The organism is Lactiplantibacillus plantarum (assembly GCF_014131735.1).
Taxonomy (GTDB): domain Bacteria; phylum Bacillota; class Bacilli; order Lactobacillales; family Lactobacillaceae; genus Lactiplantibacillus; species Lactiplantibacillus plantarum.
In genome coordinates, this window is the sequence record NZ_CP039121.1 from 1,794,606 (window position 1) to 1,818,312 (window position 23,707).

23 protein-coding genes are annotated in these 23,707 nt (G+C 42.7%); 4 read left to right on the forward strand and 19 right to left on the reverse strand.

Going from position 1 to position 23,707, the window contains the following annotated elements; genetic code table 11:
- Positions 1 to 140: 140 nt before the first annotated feature.
- The 5 genes from E5260_RS08270 to E5260_RS08290 form a co-directional block, all read right to left on the reverse strand.
- Positions 141 to 542, reverse strand: coding sequence for a Spx/MgsR family RNA polymerase-binding regulatory protein (locus tag E5260_RS08270; RefSeq protein ID WP_003640632.1), 402 nt, complete (start codon positions 540 to 542; stop codon positions 141 to 143).
- A 165-nt stretch (positions 543 to 707) separates the two neighbouring features.
- Positions 708 to 1,097: a YbgA family protein gene (locus tag E5260_RS08275; RefSeq protein ID WP_003644450.1), complete on the reverse strand. Its 390-nt coding sequence runs from the start codon at positions 1,095 to 1,097 to the stop codon at positions 708 to 710.
- A 229-nt stretch (positions 1,098 to 1,326) separates the two neighbouring features.
- On the reverse strand, positions 1,327 to 1,959 hold the full coding sequence (locus tag E5260_RS08280; protein WP_003640634.1) for an NAD(P)H-binding protein: 633 nt from the start codon (positions 1,957 to 1,959) through the stop codon (positions 1,327 to 1,329).
- Positions 1,960 to 2,394: 435 nt separating this feature from the next.
- Positions 2,395 to 4,074 carry an SWIM zinc finger family protein gene (locus E5260_RS08285; protein ID WP_003640635.1) on the reverse strand — a complete coding sequence of 560 codons (1,680 nt, stop codon included), beginning with the start codon at positions 4,072 to 4,074 and terminating at the stop codon, positions 2,395 to 2,397.
- Between the two features lie 502 nt (positions 4,075 to 4,576).
- Entirely contained in the window at positions 4,577 to 5,128 is a 552-nt protein-coding gene (locus tag E5260_RS08290; RefSeq protein ID WP_003640636.1) for a TetR/AcrR family transcriptional regulator, read from the reverse strand.
- 158 nt (positions 5,129 to 5,286) lie between these two features.
- On the opposite strand from E5260_RS08290, the gene E5260_RS08295 reads away from it, so the two are divergent.
- On the forward strand, positions 5,287 to 6,561 hold the full coding sequence (locus E5260_RS08295) for a YhgE/Pip domain-containing protein (RefSeq protein WP_003640637.1): 1,275 nt from the start codon (positions 5,287 to 5,289) through the stop codon (positions 6,559 to 6,561).
- A gap of 165 nt (positions 6,562 to 6,726) precedes the next feature.
- The gene (locus tag E5260_RS08300; protein WP_003640638.1) at positions 6,727 to 7,260 is read left to right on the forward strand and encodes a TetR/AcrR family transcriptional regulator; all 534 of its coding nucleotides are present in this window, start codon (positions 6,727 to 6,729) and stop codon (positions 7,258 to 7,260) included.
- Positions 7,261 to 8,373: 1,113 nt separating this feature from the next.
- Here E5260_RS08300 and E5260_RS08305 read toward each other — a convergent pair.
- The 8 genes from E5260_RS08305 to E5260_RS08340 form a co-directional block, all read right to left on the reverse strand.
- On the reverse strand, positions 8,374 to 9,087 hold the full coding sequence (locus E5260_RS08305; protein WP_225867863.1) for an alpha/beta hydrolase: 714 nt from the start codon (positions 9,085 to 9,087) through the stop codon (positions 8,374 to 8,376).
- A 147-nt stretch (positions 9,088 to 9,234) separates the two neighbouring features.
- On the reverse strand, positions 9,235 to 10,515 hold the full coding sequence (locus tag E5260_RS08310; RefSeq protein WP_025015628.1) for a PTS sugar transporter subunit IIC: 1,281 nt from the start codon (positions 10,513 to 10,515) through the stop codon (positions 9,235 to 9,237).
- 963 nt (positions 10,516 to 11,478) lie between these two features.
- Positions 11,479 to 12,111 carry an HAD family hydrolase gene (locus E5260_RS08315; protein WP_003640643.1) on the reverse strand — a complete coding sequence of 211 codons (633 nt, stop codon included), beginning with the start codon at positions 12,109 to 12,111 and terminating at the stop codon, positions 11,479 to 11,481.
- Positions 12,104 to 12,712: a sugar O-acetyltransferase gene (locus E5260_RS08320; protein ID WP_003640644.1), complete on the reverse strand. Its 609-nt coding sequence runs from the start codon at positions 12,710 to 12,712 to the stop codon at positions 12,104 to 12,106. Before E5260_RS08320 ends, E5260_RS08315 begins: the two co-directional genes overlap by 8 nt.
- Positions 12,713 to 12,782: 70 nt before the next feature.
- Positions 12,783 to 13,496, reverse strand: a complete 714-nt coding sequence (locus tag E5260_RS08325; RefSeq protein WP_003640645.1) for a MurR/RpiR family transcriptional regulator — start codon at positions 13,494 to 13,496, stop codon at positions 12,783 to 12,785.
- A 331-nt stretch (positions 13,497 to 13,827) separates the two neighbouring features.
- Positions 13,828 to 14,682 carry an alpha/beta hydrolase gene (locus E5260_RS08330; RefSeq protein WP_021356897.1) on the reverse strand — a complete coding sequence of 285 codons (855 nt, stop codon included), beginning with the start codon at positions 14,680 to 14,682 and terminating at the stop codon, positions 13,828 to 13,830.
- A 138-nt stretch (positions 14,683 to 14,820) separates the two neighbouring features.
- On the reverse strand, positions 14,821 to 15,462 hold the full coding sequence (locus tag E5260_RS08335; protein WP_003640647.1) for an NAD(P)H-binding protein: 642 nt from the start codon (positions 15,460 to 15,462) through the stop codon (positions 14,821 to 14,823).
- Positions 15,463 to 15,464: 2 nt separating this feature from the next.
- Entirely contained in the window at positions 15,465 to 15,899 is a 435-nt protein-coding gene (locus E5260_RS08340; RefSeq protein ID WP_003644458.1) for a DUF2255 family protein, read from the reverse strand.
- A 215-nt stretch (positions 15,900 to 16,114) separates the two neighbouring features.
- On the opposite strand from E5260_RS08340, the gene E5260_RS08345 reads away from it, so the two are divergent.
- Complete coding sequence (locus tag E5260_RS08345) at positions 16,115 to 17,005, forward strand: LysR family transcriptional regulator (protein WP_003640649.1); 891 nt, start codon at positions 16,115 to 16,117, stop codon at positions 17,003 to 17,005.
- A gap of 163 nt (positions 17,006 to 17,168) precedes the next feature.
- Complete coding sequence (locus E5260_RS08350) at positions 17,169 to 18,113, forward strand: NADP-dependent oxidoreductase (protein ID WP_003640650.1); 945 nt, start codon at positions 17,169 to 17,171, stop codon at positions 18,111 to 18,113.
- 94 nt (positions 18,114 to 18,207) lie between these two features.
- On the opposite strand, the gene E5260_RS08355 is transcribed toward E5260_RS08350, so the two are convergent.
- From E5260_RS08355 to E5260_RS08380, 6 genes are all read right to left on the reverse strand, one after another.
- Positions 18,208 to 18,456 (reverse strand): hypothetical protein, encoded by a 249-nt coding sequence (locus E5260_RS08355; protein WP_003640651.1) that lies wholly within the window; start codon positions 18,454 to 18,456, stop codon positions 18,208 to 18,210.
- Positions 18,457 to 18,635: 179 nt separating this feature from the next.
- Positions 18,636 to 20,042: an FAD-dependent oxidoreductase gene (locus E5260_RS08360; protein ID WP_003640652.1), complete on the reverse strand. Its 1,407-nt coding sequence runs from the start codon at positions 20,040 to 20,042 to the stop codon at positions 18,636 to 18,638.
- A 154-nt stretch (positions 20,043 to 20,196) separates the two neighbouring features.
- Positions 20,197 to 20,802, reverse strand: a complete 606-nt coding sequence (locus E5260_RS08365; protein WP_003640653.1) for a response regulator transcription factor — start codon at positions 20,800 to 20,802, stop codon at positions 20,197 to 20,199.
- 9 nt (positions 20,803 to 20,811) lie between these two features.
- Positions 20,812 to 21,921, reverse strand: coding sequence for a sensor histidine kinase (locus E5260_RS08370; protein ID WP_003640654.1), 1,110 nt, complete (start codon positions 21,919 to 21,921; stop codon positions 20,812 to 20,814).
- A complete protein-coding gene (locus E5260_RS08375) occupies positions 21,899 to 22,669 on the reverse strand; it encodes an ABC transporter permease (RefSeq protein ID WP_003640655.1) in 771 nt (256 codons plus the stop codon). The genes E5260_RS08370 and E5260_RS08375 overlap by 23 nt, the downstream gene beginning before the upstream one ends.
- Positions 22,666 to 23,553: an ABC transporter ATP-binding protein gene (locus E5260_RS08380; protein WP_003640656.1), complete on the reverse strand. Its 888-nt coding sequence runs from the start codon at positions 23,551 to 23,553 to the stop codon at positions 22,666 to 22,668. The genes E5260_RS08375 and E5260_RS08380 overlap by 4 nt, the downstream gene beginning before the upstream one ends.
- Positions 23,554 to 23,707 lie beyond the last annotated feature (154 nt).

A 23,707-nucleotide genomic window follows, 5' to 3' on the forward strand; every position in this document is an offset into this window, starting at 1 on the left:
GTTTCTTTATGACGTCTTTCAATCAAGTTAGGCCGCTATTGGCATCAACAATTATGAAAAAGAGCGTCGGATTAACATTAATTTACATCAACCTAGTAATTACCATTTTCACAATATGGTGGACTTTAAGTCCCCTATCATTACATATCCACCAATCCAACTAAGGTTTGTTGAAAATTCAGTCGCCGAATATGCCGGGGAATGAATTGGCGAATATCATCATCATTAAAGCCTACTTGCAATTTATTACGACCAACAATAATTGGCCGCCGCAACAACTGGGGTTGTTCGCATAACAGCCGGAGCGTCTCATTGAATGACATATCTGGCAGCTTATCAGCAATTGCGGGATAACTTTGTGAACGGGTAGAAATAATATCTTCCAATCCATTCTCAGTTAGGCACAGAATTTGTTTTAACTCACTAACAGTAGGGGCTGCGCTACTAAAGTTCTTCTCCTCAAATGCAATATCATGATCCCGGAACCATTGGCGGGCCTTTCGCGATGAGTTACATCCTGCTTGCGTAAACAATTTAATCATAATTATTTCGCCTCCTTGATTAGTGTTTTTATTATGATAATTATAACTTGTTTATTATTGTAGCAGGTTATTCATAACTTTGTAAAGACCTGAACGAAGTAATCGTAAAAAATTCATTGTTTTTTCATATTTATTATTGTTTAAATAATATAAATGTTATACGAATCACCGTTGATTTTCATGCTGATCAAACGCGCGCAGCAAGCGTGACGCCAGCAAATAAGCCACTTCGTACTTCACCGTCAACTGCCACAAGAACGGCCCAAGCTGATCGTGTGCCGGGGTTAAATTCGTTAGTAAATTCAAGTAACGTTGCTTCTCGGCCAGCGTACACTGCTTTTTAAAATAGCCCCAGACGTGCTGATAAGCCGTTGTCAACGTGGCTTTAGTTGGCGTAATTTGTTCGGCTTCTGCTAATAATTGTTGGTAGCGTTCCTGTTTTGCAGCTGACCAATCATTGTGCCGAGCTAATTGTCGGATGGCATTATAATGCTGCTGTGAGTGTGCCATGACCCAGTACTTTTGGTAAGCCCAATCTTGTTGCCATTGTGACATTGCTCCCATCTCCTCAATCTTTTGATGAATTTACAAATATTGTACCGTCTGGCTCAGAAAAATAGAACCAATTTACATTAGTACACTGGTAACAGTCGTAAGTTTTGAAACTTAGCACAAAAATGGCGATAGCCCAGTTACCCGTTGGTGCAACTTAGCTATCGCCATCAAAACTTATATTTTATGAGTACTACTGTTGTCAATTAAAGTTGATTAGCCAGAACTGATGTTACTTTTCGCCTGGCCAAGCTGAGATCATGAGCTCACGTTGCGGATAATCTTGTGGATGTTCCAACATATCGGTGATCAATGTCGCCAATGAGAATAGACTAAGTGGCCCACCGCTAACAGCATTTCCAGCTGGTTCAACAATTAATTGATCCGCTTCATCATTGTACTTGAAAAAATGACAGGCTAGCAATGTATAGTCCAAATCACTATTCCTGATGACTGCGGCCCCGGCCTTTTGCCCCGCCACATAGGTCGTCTCAACTTCACGACTAAACCCAAACTCGCGGTGGGCTAAGGTGTACATTGCTTCTGAAATCTGATCATAGTTGATTTGAAACTGGGTCGTCCAAAATAGCCGTTTGACCCCAACTGCATCCATCGCTTGCACCAATGCCGTGGCAAACTGCGCCGCGTGGGTAATGCCCACCGTTGAGAATACGACGTCAATCCCTCGCAGCGCGCGTTTTAAATCATCAACATTGCTCGCATCCCCGATTAACTGCGTGGCTAACGAGACATCATGCTCATGTCGGTGATGATCCAACAAAGTCACGTGGTGCTGCGGCATCACGGCCACTCGACGATACACTTCATACCCCAATTTACCCGTTCCAATAATCAAAATATTCATTACTGATCACGTCCTCACATCACTCGCTAATTTATTCGTAGCAACGGCCGAACCACAAATGACGCCAACAGCGCATATCCACACCCTATGGTTAATCAGTTCGGTCGCTTAAGGCTCATTATACCGGTTCCAAGATGATAATTCGGTCATTATTCAAATTTAATTGTGATTCGATGACTGATTAGCCTTATTTTGAATAACAGGGTCAATGACAGCCACCGGTCAGCCATGAGTATGGACAGCTATTAATAACTTTGAAATAGACTAACGTCCTACCATTTTAGCTTGGCCAGGATGACCGAGGCCCCAAAGACAATTTATTATGCCCGCAGTTGGCTATGAAAAAAGCACCGCTAAGTTTGGGGTAGGAACCGATCCTAAACTTAACGATGCGACTCAACTCTGTTCGCGATTGCTGCGCCAACTAACGATCAATTACCAGTTTAACCGCGAGAGCTCATCCATCATTGCTGAACGCCGCGGATATTGTTGCTGCCAATCATGTACAATCGCCTGCACGGTCGATTTACCAGCCGGGTAAGCAAGCATCCGTTTCAATATGCCAACCAATTGTTGATACTTTCGCCGAGTTCCAGTAGTAGTAGCCATTTTCCGCACTTCATGATCATATTTCGCTAATAGCAGATCTGAAAAACGTGGTTTCAATAACGGCTCATAGATCCGTAAATCCCAGAGTCCGTCCGCGGCCACGACCGCTTTTAATAGCGGGTTCAATAAGTTTTCTTGCACGTACAGTGGTTTCAAATCGACATTGGAATTCTTCGCGATCGCTGTCAACAGTTGCTCGCGAACCGCCGGCCAATCCGTGGTCGGGTAACTCTGCTTCAACTCTGAAAATAGCATCTCATCCGCTGGCGCATATTCAGTCAGCAATTGCCATAATTCCTGACGATACAGTTGTTGTTCACCTAATTGCTGATAAGCGTCCTTTAGTTGGCGACTAAGTTCCGCTAACATGCTGGGATCGTCCGTGACCAACTTTTTACCATCCTTTAGCAATTGGACCGCGTGCGCCTCATCTTGATGTTGAAGACAGAACTGGCTATAAAACAAGCGAACTTGCGGTATCGCCAAGTTAGCGCCACAAAATTTAATAATTTGCTTATCAGGCACATGAGCCGCAGACATCATTTGTAAATAGTGCTTTAGCCATTTTTTTATCTGCCAGTCATAGTCCCAGAGATCCGGGTGTTTTTGCACCGCACGGAACCGCTTAGCGGTATACACCAGCTTTGCATCAATAAACGCTGGCGTCTTGAAATATGTGAATAATAAATCGTCAAGCGTATCTTCAATGATATTCAACGACTTCGTTAATTGTTTGCATAACCAATCAAACACCTGCTGCTGCACATCCGCGTCGGCTTTTGTTAAGACAGCTTCCCACAAGTCGTCACTAGCACTCATGATCATCATGATCTCACCATCGGAATCATCAATGTCGACGTGGTCGATTTTAAGCATCAGATGCGCTAAGATTTGAAATACCAAACCATACTCGCCGTGATCGACCAACGGTTGCACCTCTTCTTTTAGGAGAGTTAAGGCCTCATCACCGAAGTCCGTCGCCGCGTCATAATCGATAAAACCACCGCCATCCGCGTTTGTGTCAAATAAATCATCAACACTCGCGAGATATTCAGGTAAATCTGTCACAACATTAGTCTCACCCATGACCGTCCGGAACAGCTGGACGAGATGCTTGTCATGGGCCAACACCACACTCAAAAAGTCCCGGACTTGCCGATCAGTAGCCCGCTCCACCAGCTTAGTGGCAGTCTGTTCAAGACTGTCGAAACTAGTTGGTGCTTTGGAAACTTGCTGTTGACTGGCAGGTTTATCAGCCGCCGTCGCTTGGCACAAAACGGCCGCCATGTGCTTGCAGTACGGATGACTATTGGCATACGGACACTCACACGCGCCACCGTGAAAGTCACCATTAGCGAGATCAATCACCACGCCATAGTCCTGCGTGCCCGTAACCATTGCCGTAATTTGTGTTTTGGTCCGTTTTAAATCAGTGACATACCCCTGTAAGTAATAATCGTACCCACGTTCAGCGATTGCCGTTGGAAAATAGTCTTCCCAGTCCATATTGTCACTCCCGTTAACTCGTTTGTCCTAACCATACTGCGGTATGGCGGATTGGGCAAGACCCGGCAAGCAATTTCTCACCATATCACTCAATACCGACCCTCATTTAGCATACGCTGTGTCATAACTTTATCTGTTGACACTAAAAAGCTTGTTTTTTCACCGTGGTTTGTGGCTCATTGGCCGCACCAATCCAGTGAATTCTCACTGTTTAACTTTCCGACCGTTGCCAGTGAGACGCCGTCTTATCGAAATTAGTTAAATCCCGGTTTTATCTTTTTTACAGGTGCTATAACTAATAACGCCAAATAAAATGCCTTTTCTATCTACGATGGCCCTTACAATATGAAGTTTATACTAATAAAGCAATTGTAAAACATCGTACAATCATACTTTAGGCGCCAAATTAATCCCATTAAAAAACGCTATAAGATTTCACAATCAGGCTTAATCACTAAAGCAAAATACCACTTTAAATGGACAGAAATGTGACTGACTTATACTACGCGCCAAATATCAAATTAAGGGTGTCTGATAATTGATGAATTTCTTTGCTTGATGGGAAGTCATTTGTTTGTAAGTAATATCTTATCATCCCTAACATCATGCCACCAATAACATTTATTTCCAAATCTGACTTTGGATGTGTGAGAGCTGCCTGTAAATGATTACTTAAAATATCTTTAAGACCATCCATTAGTTGCATCTTAGCTTGTGGAATTGCCATTATTGCGTTTATTGGTCTGCTCCAACACATCAGTAATTGTCTAAGTTCCGGTTCTAATTGACCAACTGCGTTACTTAAGCCAATTCCTTGATTTATGAGTAATCGCTTCTTTTTCAATGTCTCATCAAACCACGTTAGAATATCTTGTAGTATTGCGTCTGTCAGTGCAAATTTGTCCTCATAATGTAAATAGAAAGTTTTACGACTAATCATAGATTTGAGTGCAATATCCGTGACAGTAACGTTGTCAAATCCATTCTCTATGACTAGGTCAACAAATGATTTGGTGATAACGTCGTCAGTTTTTTTCATTCTAAAATCCGTCATATCGATTCCTCCATTACCAGTTTTGCCAATTCTGTAACCTTATGGCTCATATGGTTGCCATTTGTAGCCTTAAGACACAAATCATATTAATTTGACCATGTTTTTTATTTCAATATTAATATAAACTACCCGTAGCATAAAAAAAGGGGGTAGTGAAAATGTTCAACGTGTTTAAGAGAAAAAGCATCTGGATCAGTATGTTAGTCGCCACTATATTAATCGGATTATTTGCCTTCGCACAAGTTGGAGCTAGGAGCACAGTTAAGGTTCGTCATTTACCATTAGCGTTAGTAGTAAACGATACAGGAAAAGATGCTAAGAATGTTGTTAAGAAATTACGAAAAGAGAGCCATAAGAAAAGCGCTGAAATTAAATGGGTCAATGTAACCCACACGAGTGAACTCACTAAAGGCTTTGCATCCGGAAAATACTACGGGGCTGTTGTCATTCATTCGGGATTTACTAAAGCTATCAATCAGCAAACAGACTATTTAAAAGGTAAAATCATAACTCAGAAGCTAGCTGCACTGGTAGTTAAAACGCCAGTGGCTGCTAAGACGGCACCATTCCAACAACAAAAGGCCTTAGCAAATTCATTAACCAAGAAGACCCCAGAACAAGCAAAAATCTCTTTATACGTCAGTCAAGGAAGTAATATGACGGTTGCAACTATTTTGACTACTGCACTTCCAAAGATGACTGATCATCTAAATCAGAAGATTTCTAACGAATATATAACCGTTGCAAATAAGTCAGGACTAACACTATCTCCTCAGGACTGGTCTAAATTGCAAACACCAATTCACACAACTCTTATCAAACGCAATAAAGTTTCAACTAAAGAAATAAGTGGTATGGCGCCATTCTTAGTAACCATCTTCTGTTGGCTCGGTAGTCTTATTGCTAGTTTACTGAACTGGCGAGACCATAGTAAGAATGAGAAGAAACGTACTGATGGCCGCCTCTCATTAACTAGTGTCACAAGCCAATTAATTTCGGGTATCGCAATTGTCACTGCGATTGCTGTATCAGTTTACTTCTTCACAAAAGTTTGCTATTCTGTGCCAATTCATGATCCAAAACAATTCCTACTGATGATTGGTGGTATATCATTTGTTTTCTATCTACTGCAGTCAGCTGTACTCGATTTGCTTGGACTAAAAGGATGGCCATTACTACTTATTATCTGGATAGGTTCAATGGCAGTCATTACTTTCATTCCGCAAATGCTGAGTCCCTTCTATCATAATTATGTTTATGATATTACGCCAATTCGCTTTGCCTATGATCTTATTCTTAACCAAATGTATATTACAGATGCATCAATCACTGGACCTTCAATGTTGAGCCTGCTGTACATTGGTATAGCTTCAATTTTTGCCATGTATGCATCTACCCTCATTAAGAAACGGAAAAAAGACAGCTTAGCATAAAAAGACGTACGGCTTCTTTAAACCTCCTGAACCCAGAAAAGACGAATTTAAAACATGAATAGTGGTTAAATCAGGTTGTGTGTCCAGCATATCCCTGATTTGCCATTATTTAATTCAATAAATGATAATTTAGGTTTTGATGAAAGATGAAAGGGGATAAAACAAATGCCACAAGAACAATATCAACTAACTGATGCTAAATTGGTAAAACATCTATTTGATTTAATTGAGACTGGACAAACACTCGAAAGTATTACTGTCACAGAACTTTGCTTAAAGTCAGGAGTATCTAGAAAAACTTTTTATCGTCATTATTCATCCACACAAAAAGTCATTGAGGGCTTTTTGGATAATTCTGCAAATGACTTTATCGAAATATTGAAAGAAACACCAATACTTTGTTTAAATGATTTTATCGACGCTCTTTTCAAATTTTGGTTTGGCAACAAAAATCGATTACAAGTTTTACAAAATTCCGACTTTTTCTCATACACATTACATCGGTTAACTGCACTCAAACTGTTGGACATTGTCAACTTAACAGAAAATTCTGATTGGCAACATCTCACTTCAACCCAGCAATCCAATTTTTTTAATTTTTGTGCTGGTGGTTTATGGCATGTCTTAAATACTCAAAGCATATCTATTTCTGATCTTGATACAAGTTTAATTACATCACTCTTTCAACCAAAAAATTAATACAAAACAACTATTGTTTATTGGTACAACTAAGTTTGATTCTGGAACAGATTTGATTATCTTTCTTAATTTCACACTCTACTAAAAAGAATCTACCCAATTTTATTAAATTAAAAACGCTAATCCTGATTACGTCGCCTGGATATATAATTTTTTAAACTTCGCACTTTCAATCGATGTCAAAAGTAGAAAAAGATATCAATATAGTAGTAGATCATAAATATTCAAATTCATTATTTACCCTCTTTGGTTTAAACAGTTCGGCATTTAAAATAATAGAGTAGCGTTCAAATCAAGAAGATGAACGCTACTCTTTTTATGCTAGCCCAGCATAAGTGATGAGTTAATTCCACCGAATGCTGCCGACGTGCTCAAGGCAAATCAGACCTTCTTATGTCTGTTGCTCACGTTAACACGCGAAATTTGACAGTTTTGTCAGGTTTGTTGAGCCCTATATTTGTGGGCACCAGCTAATTCATGACCACTTCAACCACTCCTGTAGGCTCCACCATGTGTCCTGTAAATTTCTTAGTAGAACTGGTTAACGGTATTCTTTTAATACAGCCCTAAACCAATTTGACAGTTTTGCTGCCAGCAACTGTAGCCATGCGCCTCATTCTAAAATGACAGTCTATAAATTCAATCCCCTCAATTTTTCCAATTCACTTCTTTAAATACCACACCCTTCAGTGTCCATCTGTGCCCCTTTAGTATGGTCTGAAAATTTTAACGGGTCGGCAAAAGTCACCCTTCTGTCAATTTCTTTGAAAGTATTAGGAACAACAATCATTCTTTCTCGTTCAAAAGGATCCATGTAAAACGTGTATCGCACGTATCACACATCATGGTATTTTCTTTTAATACAGATACCAAAACGTAGCTACCGCATATTGACCTAGAATATCTTCCCGCATGCACTGTCTGTAAGCTTTTGCATAGCTACGTTTATTTGAGAAGTTATGCTTATTCATCTGCTTACCTTCTTGCAAGATATGAATTATTGACTAGAACTGCACTTGTACTTTTTTTAAAATAACATAAAACAGATAATATACGAACTATTTCAGAATATAAATTAGGATAAGTAATTAAAGGAAAAAGCAGAAAAAATTTCTACTTTTCAATATATTGTTCAATGGCCATTATTATTTGTTGGTTCTGTGGTAAGTCCGAATGTTCCGCTCCAACACCCGAAACAGTTATTTGCGTATAATGCTTAACTTGCTTTTGGTAAATATAGCGACCCGCCAATACGCTGTACAACGGAACTAAGCCGTCATTGCTATAACTTTGAGTGCCAGCTAAAGAATACATATCAATTGAGTTTGGAATATATTTTCTGTTTGCAATCAAGTTTTCTAACAACTCAGTCTCACTTCTAACAGAAGAATCGTTCAAATTGTACGGTGCAGCAATAGTCATAACCTTTTGTACAGTTAGATAATGGCTAGTCAAATTATGTTCAAGTGCATACGTGATAATCAGCCCACCATTCGAATGGCCAATTAATGAAATCTTTCGAAATTCATATTGTTGTGATATATATTTTAAGGCGTATTTTAACCAGATAGCTTGTTTCTTTATATTTTTAAAACCATCTTTATTATCTTCAAAAGCAATAACAATAAAGGGTTGTCTTTCACCTTTTTTTATTGCACCACTATAGGAAATTGTATAATTCTTATGCACTAACACTCTTAACAAAGAATGAGGTGTTTTTTCCCTTTTATTAATGTCTCTTATAAGCGGATCAAATCTATATTGTGTCGCATTACTTCCTGGAACCAAAACTATGGGTTCAGTAACTGAGTTTCGTTGAATCTTCAAATTTGAAATATTCTGTTTAGTCCATTTATCGGACAAAAAAATTAACGTCATAAGGAAGCATAATAGGCCTATTGAAATAATAATTTTTTTTGAGATTCGCAAGTTAATCACTCCGTCTATTATCCTCTAGACTCACAAATTCAAAATTTATCTTTTAAAAGAAGATCTAATTTTCGCATGCTCTAGATTAATTAGTCTCATCTCTGCTTTAACAAACGGTAAATATATAAAACAAGAGACAACTAAGCAAAGAAGTGCTAATAGTAGGGTCGGAATGTTGCCCCCAGTGGCAATAAAAGCTTTCAACAGTCCTGGCGTACCATTAGGCACTGGATAAACAGGCGCTGGGACAATATTGTACTTTAAAAACGGATAAGCAATGACTGTCGTTACTAAAGGACTCATTATAAAAGGAATTAGATAAATAGGCATATACATGATTGGAAAGCCAACCATCACTGGCTCTGAGAAGTTAAAAAACGTCGGTATGAACGACCAAGTCAATAACCTTTTCAAATGTTGATTTTTTCCTATGATGAGCACGACAATTATCAATGCGAGTAACATGCCATCGCCACCCAAATGGGCAAAACAAGAATATAACGTCGAGTAAGCAGTTGGATGAACAGCAGCAACAGGATGTGCAAATTTCAAAGCACGATTTAAATTTACCAATTGCGCTCGGGTACTAAAACTAAAAAGAAAATCCGCATTAATCCCCATAAATTTACTAATACTTCTTAGAAAAAGTATTAGTAACACTGGTATCAAACTGTAGTGATTATCGGTTAGGGCTGTTTGAATTATGCTATGCAGATGAGTGTTTATTCCATTTGAATCAATTTCAAAATTTAATATTTTTAAAATTAAAACACAAAAAATGATACAGAGAATAGGCTTGATGTTTGTCAATGTCGCAATTAAAGCGTTTTGATAATCATTATCGTCCTTATTGACTTCGACTCTAAAAAAATCAAAACATTTACTAACTCCTAGGCCCGTCAGCAAAGCAAAAGTAACACCATGAATTAGAAAAATCAATTCATGGTTCTGGCCTAACTTAATGCTCAAAATAATAAAAGAGAATGCAGCCATTGCACCACAAGCTATATTATTATCTAAAGATTTGATCACATTTCTTGAGAACTGGACAGCAATTATTGTGTTGGCAAAAACTTGTAATAGCTGAACTAATACAGTCAGCTGATTTATCAAAACAGCATTACTTGCAACAAAGTGTTCTAAGTGAAAGATAACGACAAAAAATCCATTGTCAGTCATTAAGGCTTGTAAGATAGTTTCAAGAAAACCATTAACAACAATTATTGGAAAAGCAGCTATTAATGCGTCTTGCAAATAATTAAACCATTTTAAAGTACTGATTCTGTAAAGCCAATCAATTATGGACTGAATATTATATTTCTTCATTGATTGTTTCACCATTTAAATCATACAAAAGTTTCATTTTCCCAAGTTAGCTCAATGTAGCATATCACTCCATCAATACCTTACTTTTTTATTGACTAGAAATTTCTCAATACCCTTTCAATAGTATCCACTAAAAGAGTCAGGCGCAGCTAAATCTCAACAAAAAAACACCACATATTATTTAACTTATACGTAATAATACTAGTTCTGTCGACAATATATTTCATACTTTAATAGAATTTATTATAAAATATCGAAATGGAATATTACACGATTGGCTACCGCAAAATCCCTGAAAATGGCACTTATTCAATACAAGTTAGTTTCTTATCTTTGTTTAATTCAAAATTAAACTTGCAAACCAGACTCCTCTTAAAGATACACGTTAAGATTAGATATACATGTTGTTTTTAAATTTCTAAGATTTTAGTAAAGTGCAAAAAGATTTAGTTTTTAAAATTTAGACAGTCATAACGTGTCGTCACGTTATTTCGCCCGCGCAATTCGAATTTGTACATGGTTACCCATGCGCTGAATAATTTGATAATAGTTATGCTCGTCAACATAACCAATTTCACCCTGATTACCGGTGTGACCGTTTGACAATTCACGTGCAATTGCTTAAACAGCACTGGAACGATTCAAATAAGCAGGCCAGTTGGTGCCCCTTCACTGTGGTCGTAATCCGCCGTGCGACTAGGTTATTTTGCAAATTACTATGATTAGAAGATTTAATTCTAACTGACTGCGATCGTCTCAACTGATTTACGCTTTGACCACATACTGATAATCCTAATACACCCATCAATAGATTAAAAAACACTAATAACAGGGCGTAACTTTAAAAACACTAAAGTCATGCCCTGTTATTAATTGGCCTTATATAACGATGCGACTTATCACGCCACTCTTTTTAATTTGTTTGTTACCACGATTATTAATTATCCTGTTTATTTAACTGCTTCAACCAAGTCGCCGTTGCAAGTAGACCCACAACTGCTCGACCGAAGTAAACACGATCTGATCACCGGCTTCAACAATTGGCTGATTAGGATCCCACGCCGCCGTCAAACATTGCACCCCGGCCGTATCAGCTGCTTCAAAATCTGAGCGAGTATCGCCAACGTACAAGAGTTCCGCGGCGTCTAACGACTTAGTGCGCATCAATTGTCGCAGATTGTCAGCTTTATTAGGTTGACACTCAGAACCATACAACCGCGTGGGGAAATAGGACGTCAGGCCAGTCACGTCCAAGGAAATTTGACAACTCTTAGCCGCCTTACCCGTAATCAGAGCTAGCGCCATCCCTTGCTGCTGCAACAGTTCTAAAAGTGTGACGATTCCCGGATACGGTGCTGACACCCGTAAATGTGCGCGAGCGTATTCTTGATAAAAGGCGGCCAAAGCGACCGGCCACCGTTGACCAGCCACTGCTTTGACCATCCCAACCTCATTTAGCCCAAACGTCTGGACGATAGCTTGCTTGGTCAGTTCGTGCTCAACGTACGGTGCAACGCTACGACGAAAGACGTCAATCACCATTGGAATCGTCGGCGCGAGCGTGCCGTCAAAGTCAAAGGCGATCATCTTAAGCATGCGGTTCACCTTGATTAATCTGCCGAATCACACGACAAGGATTGCCTACCGCCAACGAATTAGCTGGAATGTCTTTGACGACCACACTACCGGCACCAATCACGGATCCCCGACCAATTGTCACGCCGGGAATAATAATCACGCCACCACCAATCCAACAGCCATCCTCGATTGTGACTGGCCGCGCTAACGTCTGGCAAAAATACTGATCACTATCTGGCTGCCAGTCCGCACGTAAACGTTCATGCAGTTCGACCGGATGGGTAGCCGTATAAATTTGAACATTTGAGGCAATCAAGACATTATTACCAATGGTAATCCGATTACAGTCGATCAAGGTACAGTTCATATTGATTGAAACATTCTGACCAATCGAAATATTACACCCGTAGTCACAAATAAATGGGCTCCCCACCGAAACATTCGATCCAATCTTGGCAAACATAGCCTGCAATATCGTACGTTTCTCACTTTTTTGGTCATAGGCGAGCTGGTTATACTGGCTTAAAAGTTGCCGTGTACGCCGTTTTAGCTCTAAAAATACTGGTGCGTGTGCATCATAGGTCTGACCGCTCAAACTCCGCTGTCGTTCATCCATCATTAAGCACCCCTTTCACTTCCAAGCTTAAAAAACGAATCGTTACTATTCAAGTCACGATTCGTTTCTTTAGTTATAGTCGTTTCGCTAAGGTCTCAATCACATAGACCACGGGGACCTGGGTCGTTATATTATAATTACCATTAATTCTCTGGTGAGCCAATTGATATGAAAAATTCCAATCGGAAAGCTTCGCTAGCGTGGATTGGGACTGGTTAGTAATGCTTAAGACTGCGCACCGGCGTTGTTGAAAATGCTGAACAAGTACAATTAGTTCTGGGGTTTCGCCACTCTCAGATAACGCAAAAACGACCGTATCGTGAATCTCAAAAGTATTCACTGGATAATTACTATCCTCAAGTCCAAACGCAACCTTACCAGCGTTGGTAAAACAGCGCGCGGCATAGCGGGCCAAACTTCCTGAGGAACCAATGCCGACAAAAATAACCAGCGTGGCTCGACGCAAATACGTGAGCGCTGGCATCAACTTACGTTCATACGCGCTAGAATTAGTTTTTGCAAAAAAGTGTGCTAGCTCACTGACGTCGCTCTTGGGCTCGTAGGTGGTCAACTGTTGTTGTTCACTTTTAAGTGCCCGTTTAAAATCACGATAGCCTTCGAACCCATTTTTAAGACAAAAACGCAAAATCGTCGAGGTCGACACGTGCAACTCGTGAGCTAACTCACGAATGCTCATGTAGCCGACCCTATCCATATTATTAATAACGTACCTGTAAATTTCCACATCAGTTTCATTATATTTTTCGAGCTGCTCATAACTAAACATCCGCCACTACCCCCCACTCCAATAATCCGTTGCTTGGTCACCATAATGACCTGGTTTGTTCGACCCTCATTAGTCATACAATCGATTGGACGCGCAACTACTATCAATAGCCTACTATAATCAGCCACTCTGATCGCGCTAGCAAACGACCAACACCGTTACCAGTAATCAGTCTTTATCTATTTAAGCGCGAATACCCCGTCATTACAAGTTGGTAGCAACCTAAAAACTAGGCTAATCACTGACAAACGTCAGCTGACTACCCCAGTTTCTTTAGCGTCAATTTTAAAAATGCGAACTCGCCAGTGCCTGTCCATCAGGCTGCCCCACTTTAATGTGTGGGCCATAAAAAATCAATCAGTAACCGGTCGACCTGCGCATTTTCATGCAACTGGCTGTGTTGCGCATGTTTCCCAGTAATCTTAACCTCGCGATAAGAACGCGCACGCGCCGCAACTAAGTACCGTAAAGAGCGTGATGAAGCGTTACTGACGGACCCATCCGAATGCGTCCCATCGCCCTTATCGCCATAAATATTAAGGACTCGTACTTGCTGACGTGGATAAACCCGCCGCAATCCTAATAACTGGCGGTAGGCCGGTCGCAATTTATTCGGTCGTCCCGCAGCATTCAACGTCATCTGGTTAGGGCTGTCGTCCATGCCTAAAATACCATTGAAATGTCCAGCAATTGCGACTTGTCGCCTGAGCTGCGGCAACCGCTCATTTTGCGCATTCGCCAATAGATAATAGGTAATCGCCATATTACCCATGGAATGACCAACCATGTTAAACGACGTGATGCCATAAGTTCGTTGGAGCGCCACCACCACATTTTTTGCCCAGCGGCCCACGGTTGGATAATCTGAAGACCGGTTATTAGCAAAGTTCACTTCAACAATTGGTCGATAATCACCTGATCTAAAGTGGCCTTTCAAAGCCACCGTCCCGTTTTTAGCAACCATCGCGCGTACAATAGTTTGTGTTTTGCCGGCTTTAACGATAGCATCTGCCATGTGCGTCTCAGCATGGTAACTACTGCCCCACCCATGGAAAAACAGTGTCGGAATGTAGCGATGCCCCTGAGTCGTAACCGGTTTAGTCACCCCGGTCGTCTCTGCACGACCACAACCAACTAATAATAACAGCAGGCCTGCCATCAGCCCCCATAAGCGTATTCTTTTCAATAACTTCCCCCTGAATTCTATTTAATCATCTATTCACTGTTAGTTCGTCATTTGAATTTGCGCCACCCCGCATCGGAAGGCGTTGTCGTCTGAGCGTTAACGCCTATTTTAGCATTCAATCAAGGCTCATGACAGGAATTACAACCAACTAGGCCGGTCACCCGCCGTACCAGGTTTATCGACCCCTAAACTGACACGCTGATAATTTTCAGGATGCGCCATTAATTTAAAGACTAAATCGGCAACACTTGCTCGTGATACCTCAGTTCCTTTAAAAGGTTCTGCGCCAGTCGTCAATTCATAATCAATTTCGGCAACATCCGTTAGCCAGGCTGGTCGGATCTCCGTATAAACCAGTTCGGAAGCACTAAGCAACCTCGCTGCTTCTCGAAAACCGGGTAGGAAATCGGCAATGGCTTGTTCGTTCCACGCGCCAAATTTTCCTGGCACCTCATGATGGGCGCCGAGTGCACTAATGAAGATCAACCGTTGCCGCTGAGTTCGGACCATTGCGGCCAAAATGCTCTTCGTCTGGGCTGCTAGATCAGTCCCACCAACATTGGAATAGACTATGTCCACCGGTGCCATTGCTGTGGCAAGTTCATCCGTATCAAGCACGTTGCCATCAATCAGCGTGACCCGTGGTTGCTCCCGATACTGGGCTAAACGTTCCGCTCGACGTAGGAACAATACCAGTTCATCGTCAGTTTCTGCTAATAACCGTTGCGTCAGCTTCCTGGCAATCCCACCATTAGCACCAATAATCATTATTTTAGTCATTTCTATTCACCTTTCTTAGATATTCGTGGCATCACTTGGACCGTCGCCTGCCGCGGTCCACTTGCTAGCATCGGCATTAAATACGGACTACCGGCATATTTTTGTCGATAAGCTTGGTCAATCTGGTTATTTAACTGCTCATCACAAATGGGCACAAAATTCACCAGATGATTGCTCTCGGCCAAATGAATCCGGCCAGCCCTTTGGGTTACGGCCGATCGATACCAGCGTGAGCGCGGACCGTTCCAAGCACGGATAAATAGTTGCTGCCCTACCACGACCGACCAAATCCAGGTCGGTGTCCCGTATGTCTGCCCATCACTGTAAAATGGGGAGACTTGAAAATCATCCGCCGTGCTAAAAGCGGCTAACTGTGCTCTGGACCACTGCATCGTGGTTACAGTGGTTGACACTACGGGCTGATTACTTTTGTTCATCGTTAACATTCCTCCATTCTGGCAAAATAGTGATGCTTAATTCAGAGCACTTCGGTTAAATGGTGCCCTGCCTTGATGCTTGACACGTTATTCTCTGAATAACCAACTATTCTGCACTAACCTCAAGTTTCATCTTAAAGCTTGACAGCAACCATGTCGAATGCTTATATGGTATTTAAAATTATACTTAATTGTAATAGAAAGAAGTGCTTTAGATGGAATTACGAGTTCTACGTTATTTTCAAGCAGTGGTCGCCGAGTTAAATATCAGTCGGGCCGCTGAACGCTTACACGTCTCGCAGCCAACAATTTCACGACAATTAAAGGATTTAGAGGATGAACTGGGCGTGACCCTATTTGAACGCAATGGCCGTCATATCAGTCTCACGAGTAGTGGCGAATACTTTGCCACGCAGGCGAACCAAATCATCGCCTTAGCCGATAAGACGCTTGCCAACATTAATACAGCCAAAGAAATCAGTGGCACGATTGAATTAGGGAGTGCCGAGATGCGCAGTTTTTTGACGATTGCTCAGTCGATTAAGAAACTACAACAACAGTATCCGAAAATCAGGATCAACGTGACGAGTAGTAATGCGAATCAGATTCGAACCAACCTCAAAACCGGGAACTTTGACTTTGGAATCGTCACGGAACCAACTGACAAACACGACTTAAACTTTATCCATCTACCCGGCGAAAGTCGCTGGGGATTACTGGTTCCGCGGCATTCGCCGCTAGCTGACCATGATTACATTAGCTTAGCTGATCTTGAAGGCCAAAAGATCATTGTTTCTGCACAACACGGTACGATCAATCAACTTCAGGATTGGTATGGTGAAAGCACGCCAAAATTCACCATCGTCGCCACTTATAATTTACTCTATAATGCCTCGTTACTAGTTTCTGCGGGCGTCGGGTACGCGTTGGGGATTGATGGCATCATCAATACGAACCAATCCGATTTAATTTTCATCCCACTAACACCTCGAATAACCGCCCGCACTAGCCTAGTCTGGACTAAGGGACAACGCTTGTCGGAAGCCGCCAAAACCTTTTTAACGCAACTGGCGACAGACCTGCAGCAACAAATACCTACTGACTGACACTATCGACTCAGCTTTCACCAATCACCACAACACACTGCCCAATTGATGGCTGCTGAAAACGACGCGCATCTAATTCACGCTAGTCCGAACTAAATAATTGAATTGAGCACAACTAAAATGCTAAGCTAGGTTATTCAGTTTCAGGGAGGAATTATTTAAAATGAAAGCAGTCATTATTAATCAGTACGGTGGGCCCGAAGAACTCCAGATGGCCACTATCGAACGTCCCAGCATTGATCAGGACGAGGTCTTAGTCGCCGTTCAGGCAACGAGTATCAACCCCATCGATTGGAAAGCTCGTCAAGGGTTGCTTAAAGGCATGTTTGACTGGCAAATGCCAGTTGTCCTTGGTTGGGACGTCGCTGGGACCATTGTTGAGGCTGGCGCGGCCGTGACCAACTTTAAGGTTGGTGATGAAGTCTTTGCCCGCCCAGACATTTATGCGGATGGCCGGCGCGGGACCTACGCTGAATATGCCGCAGTCAAAGAAGACAAGTTAGCACTAAAACCAGCCAGTCTTTCTTTTGAACAAGCCGCCGCTTTGCCGTTAGTGGGGCTAACTGCTTACCAAGTCATTCATGACCAATTAAAGATTCAAGCTGGCGAGAAAGTCTTAATTCAAGCCGGTGCTGGCGGGGTTGGTTTAAATGCCATCCAGATTGCTAAGTACCTCGGTGCCGAGGTTGCGACTACTGCGAGCGCCAATCACCATACGCTGTTGAAGCAAATCGGCGCTGACCACGTCATTGATTACCACACGACGGCTGTTCAAGATGTCCTTACAGACTACGATGCCGTCTTTGATACCATTGACGCCATTGATGAGGGCTTGGCAATCTTAAAGCCAACTGGCCGACTCGTGACGATTGATGGGCAACCAACAGCGGCTCAAAAATCCCAAGGCCCCACTGTCTCCAGCTGGTGGTTACAACCCAACGGCCGGGAGTTAGCCATCTTGGGGCAGCTCGCCGTTGAAGGACACTTACAAGTCATCATCGACCAAGTCTTTCCGTTTAGTACGGCTGGTCTCCAAGCCGCCCACCGGTATAGCGAAAACAGTCACAGTGCTGGTAAGCTCATCATCAACGTCGGCACTGAAGCTTAATACGGTATCGGCTCCAGCCTCAGCCAATTGACCAATCGCCACATTGACTGTCAAACGACGCATTAAAGCCTTAAAAGGGCGCTTCAAGAATCCACTACGAATTCTTGAAGCGCCCTTTTTTAAGCCCCATCGCCCGAATAACGCTAGTTGTCACCCCTGCATTTTCAGCCGCTTGTCCCATCTGTGCCTCGGCGTGATACCTATTACCGCCACCGTGGAAAAATAACGTAGGCGTATTTGACTGTACATACTTCATGCGGTGTTGTTGTGCCATACATCCACTGAGCCCCAGTACTAGCAAAACCACTAGCAACCCCGACAGCCATTTCACTTTTACTTGCATGTCCTGATTCCTACTTTTGACTGGAATCTATTATACAGGGTTCCTGTCAGCGCAAATCAGGCTTTTTCACCAATTATGGGATGACGAACAGTGCTTTCATCATTTGGATGGCATAAAAACAGACTTGGGAAATGACCCCAAGTCTGTGATTTAATGCGCCTGTGCTGCTTTACGTTAGGTCAATGCTTATCACTACTATTCGACCAGTTACCACGAGCTGTAATTCGTGGTGTTTGATTGCCTCGCTGATATTCTTGTTTGACGGCTAGTTGCCCCACCAAATTTAAATAGTTAAACGGTTGATTAAAATTCGGCTGAAAGAACATATCCACGTAAGCCAAATCATCAATCGTATTCTGATTTTGAATCATTACTGAGATCGTGTTTGCAGCTTGGGCAATGTCGTGACGACTCCAGAATTGCGCGCCGAGAAGCTGACGATTCTGATAATTATAAACTAGTTCAATCGTGACTTTGGCCGTCGTCGGCATATAAGCTGGCCGCCAATTGCCTTGATAGACGGCGTGTCGTACTGGTAGTTCTCGTCTTTGCGCGGCTAGATAGGTCAACCCAGTTGTGGCCATCGTGTGATCAAATAATTGCATGGCTGAGGTGGCTTGCGTTCCCATGTACGGCTGTAAATCTCCGAAAACATTGATCCCCGCCAACGCACCTTGGCGCAGTGCGTTAGTTGCCAATGGTGTATACGCCGGCTGTCCCGTGGGATTATAATTGACCACGCAAGCATCCCCAGCCGCATAAATATCCGGGTCAGAGGTTTGAACATAATCATTGATCAAGATAGCACCATGGCGGTCCATAGCGACCTGCCCGCGTAACAATTCCGTATTCGGCATAAAGCCCGCGCAAACGACGGCCAGATCAACCTCATAATCACCCTGCGCAGTTTCAACGATCAACTGATCATTCGAACCGCTTGCGAATCCAGTCACCCGTTCATTGAGGTGGATATCGACCTGGTGATGTTGTAAGAGTTTAGTTGCAGCATCCGCCATTTGGGGACCAAGATAATTATTCAAAATATGTGAATGCGAATGAAATAACATGACTTGTTGGTTCATACTAGCATAGCTTTCCGCTAACTCGGTCCCCATATATCCGGCCCCAACAATTGCAACGCGTTGGTTGGCTTGTAGAGATTGATAAAGTTGTTCCGCCTGCTCGTAGTTTTTGCACAGTAATACTTTCTCATGATCGATACCCATAATTGGTGGCACAATAACTGATGAACCAGTTGCCATAATCAGCTTATCATAAGTATCATCAAAGACTTCGCCAGTCTGCATATTGGCGACCTGCACCGTTTTATGGCCCGTATCAATTCGTAAAACATTATGGCGGGTCTTAACTTGAGCGCCTAACTGCTTCAAGTCAGCCGGCGAGGTGTAAAACATGTCTTCCAGGTGTTGGATGACACCCGTTAAGTACAAATAAATCCCACTCGAAACAAACGAAACGTTATCATTCCGCTCGTAAATCGTCACCGCCGTCTCCGGATGACGTGTTAAAATTTCGCGTGCCGCTGCCGTACCAGCGTGGGTACTACCGATGATCATTACTTTCATCTTACCGGATCTTCCATTCTTCCAGATTTGCCACGTAATTAGTAAGTGGGCTCAACATTAACCACTATTCAATTAATTATATCGCGCACCAAATTATTTGTATATGTGTTGATAAAAATAAACCTAGTTGGCCCCTCGTTCAAACAGCCTAGCTTTACAACCACTGATTAGCTTTCGCCACACGAATCGCTTCTAATCGATTGTGAACCCCCAATTTGCTAAAAATGGCGGATAAGTAATTACGGGTCGTCCCCGCTGACAAGTATAAATTGGCCGCAATCGTCTTCGTGGGCAACCCCTTCTCAGCTTCGACCAAAACTGCTAGTTCCCGTTCGGTCAATGGATTGTTGTCTGCTGACAACATATTCGTGACTAGCTCGGGCGCATAGATGGTGCGGCCGGTCATCACAGCTCGAATTGCATCAATTAGGTCATCACTCGGACTATCTTTTAACAAATATCCCGCGACATTGGCTTTAACTGCTCGTTCAAAATAACGGCGTTGCGCAAAAGTCGTCAAAACAATTACTTTCGTGGCTAGCTGCGAACTGGCCAATCGATCAGCAACATCCAAGCCGGTTATCCCTGGCATTTCGATATCCAGAATTGCGACATCCGGTTGCAGTTCTTGCAACTCCTGCCAGGCGTTTATGCCGTCTACTGCGCTACCCACCACGTGTAGATCATCTTCTAATTCCAGTAATTGGGTCAAGGCAGAATTCAACATGCTTTGGTCTTCTGCTAAGTATAAAGTTATCATGCTGACTCACTACTCCTTTGGTAAAGTTAAGATCAACTGGGTGCCGCGCCGACTACTCGTGATGGCAAAGGTGCCCTGTTTAGCTTGCAAGCGGGTTCGCATCCCGGCAATCCCGTTGGCGCCCTGACGAATCAAGGTTCCACCTTTACCGTCATCTTTCAGCTTAATCTGATAAATTTTTGCCGTCTCGACAAAATCAATCCGCACCTCGTGCGCGTGTGCGTGGCGCATCACATTGGTCATGGCTTCAACTAACACCGCCGCAAAACAACTTTGGACCGTTGTCGGCCACTTGGTTGCCTGTGTCTCACCAGTGGTCGTCGTCCAGACACCAACCACTGCTAGATTACGAGTTTGGGCCAATAGGACTTCTGTGAGCGATTGTTCATGCAAATTATTGACGATTTCGCGAACTAACTGTAAATTTTGGCGACTGGTTTGTTCGATTTCGTCCAATTCTGGTGCCACTTTCTCCGGTGCTTTGACGAGTAATTTTTTAGCTAATTCCGTTTTGAGTGTAATCATTGAAAAGCTTTGTCCAAGGGTATCGTGCAAGTCACGCGCGATTCGTTCACGCTCGTTACGTTCCACAATTGTTTTTAATCGGCGGTTAGTTTGGTTGAGTTGGCGCTGTCGTTCAACTGACCACGAAAAGGTATACGCGAGTATGGGTGATAACAATGGAAAAACTAAGCCCATCACGTCACCATTATGCCACCCAAACACACCAGGATATTGTAAATAGTCTCGTATACAGCCACCAATTAAAAAGGCATAATACCCTAAAGCAAAACCATAAAATTCTCGTTTAGGACGACGACCAAGTAAAAAGCTCACTTGCCAGCCGGGAAAGATGATCATAAAATTGTTAGCCGCAAATACCGCAAACAGTCCCGTCACAACTAACTCCGCTGGCATCGTCACTGCACGCCAATGTGGCTTCTCGACAACCAAGATGTACAACACAAGAAAACCACCAACAAGCAATAGCCAAAGCCAATCATGCCAAGATTTAACGGGTATGTAAGCCGCAATTGTATACGGCAAATAGGCGAGCCACACGTAGCTCGTCCATTCAATCGTCTTCAATTTATTTTTATGATGCGTCAACAACGCCATTCCCCCGTTTAAGTCCCCGCTGAATCACCCAACTAACAATCACTAATAGGCCGCACACCCACAGCCCGATACCAAGCAAATCGATTAATTTTAGTGTACCATGGGTGCCCCAGTTGACCAACAAATCGTTCACATAATATGTTGGCAGTCGTTTACCAATCACCTGTAGCCAGCTTGGTAATAGGCTAATGGGCCACCATAGACCACTAATAATGGCCATTGGAAAGGTAATTAAATTACTAGCGACACTCAACGTTTCGGCACGATTCAAAAATGAGAGTCCAACGCCCATAAGCAATGTCGGTAATTGACCAATCAGAGCAATTCCAAGTATCCCTAGCCATTGAACCACGGTTAAATCAACGTGGTTCACAACGACCGCAATCGCGCCTAAAATAACGACCGTTAACGCATTCATTCCCAAACTCATCATGCCAATCGAACGATAGTACGGTACTACCCCGTGTGGCGTTAACCGTAGCCACCGTAATAGTCCCCGTTCCCGATCATGCATTAGAATCTGGGCAATACTGAACAGCGTACTGATCGTCCCACTATAAACGATCATACTGCCCATATAAGACCGATTAAAAAGTGCGATTTGAGCCGTTGTGCCACCGGTAACCATTACTTTTGTAAATAACAAGTAAAAAGCTGCTGGCATCACCAAGGCAAAAAACTGAAACGCTGCGTTTCGAATAATCAAACGCCGTGCATCAAATCTCAGTTGAGCCATTAAAATTTTCATGCTGAGACTCCCTTCGTCAGATGAACAAAAATATCCGTCAATGATTCACGACTAATTGAGACTTGATGCAACTCACTGATTATGGGCATCATCGCTTGCAGCGTAGCGTCACCGTCTTCACTACTCATGCGTAGTTCGTCGCCTTGCTTAGTAACCGCAGTTACTGCCGTTAAATTTGTAAACCGATCCGCTGGCAGTCTCGTTTGGCAACGAATCTCCACTTGTTGATATTGTTTTTGCAACACGGCAAACGAGCCTTGAAAGACAAAGCGCCCGTCCTTCAGCAACATAATTCGATCAGCGATGGCTTCAATCTCCGGTAGGTAATGACTGGTAATGATAATGGTTTTACCAGCGGCCTTCAAGCGCCTAATCTGTTGCCAAAATGTCTGTTGCGCATTGGTATCCATGCCAACGGTCGGCTCGTCTAAAAATAACAAATCGGGATCACCTACCAGTGCCAAAGCAAAGGTGACTCGTCGTAACTGTCCTCCAGATAACGCCGTCAAGCGTTGCTGGGCTATGTCTTGTAGTTTCAAGGTGGCTAATAATGCTTGCCAATCAAATTCAGGCAGACGTTGAGCCGCAGCTAGCCTTAACATATCACGCACCGTCACGCCTTGAATTGCCATATCACCCTGCATCATTGACCCAATCTTTAATCGCGCCGCCAGGCTACCGGCCGCTTGCCCGAACACCTTGAGATGGCCCTGCTGAACTCGTTTGATTCCTAATAACAAATTTAACAACGTCGTTTTGCCGGCCCCATTTTCACCAATCAAGCCAACAATCTCGCCCGGCATGATCGTCATATTAATATCAGTCAAAACTGACTGTTGACCATAACTAAATGCGACCTTAGTTGCTTCAATCAACGGTGTCATTATCCCCGCCTCCTTTAATGACTATAGTGTACGCCAGCGTAATCGGGTCGAGTAGTCGCGTTTGTCATAATGATCAGGTGACAAATGTCATTATTTCAACAGTATTGATAAGTTAGCATAATTCTTTAGAAAATAACCCAGACAAAAAGTGAGC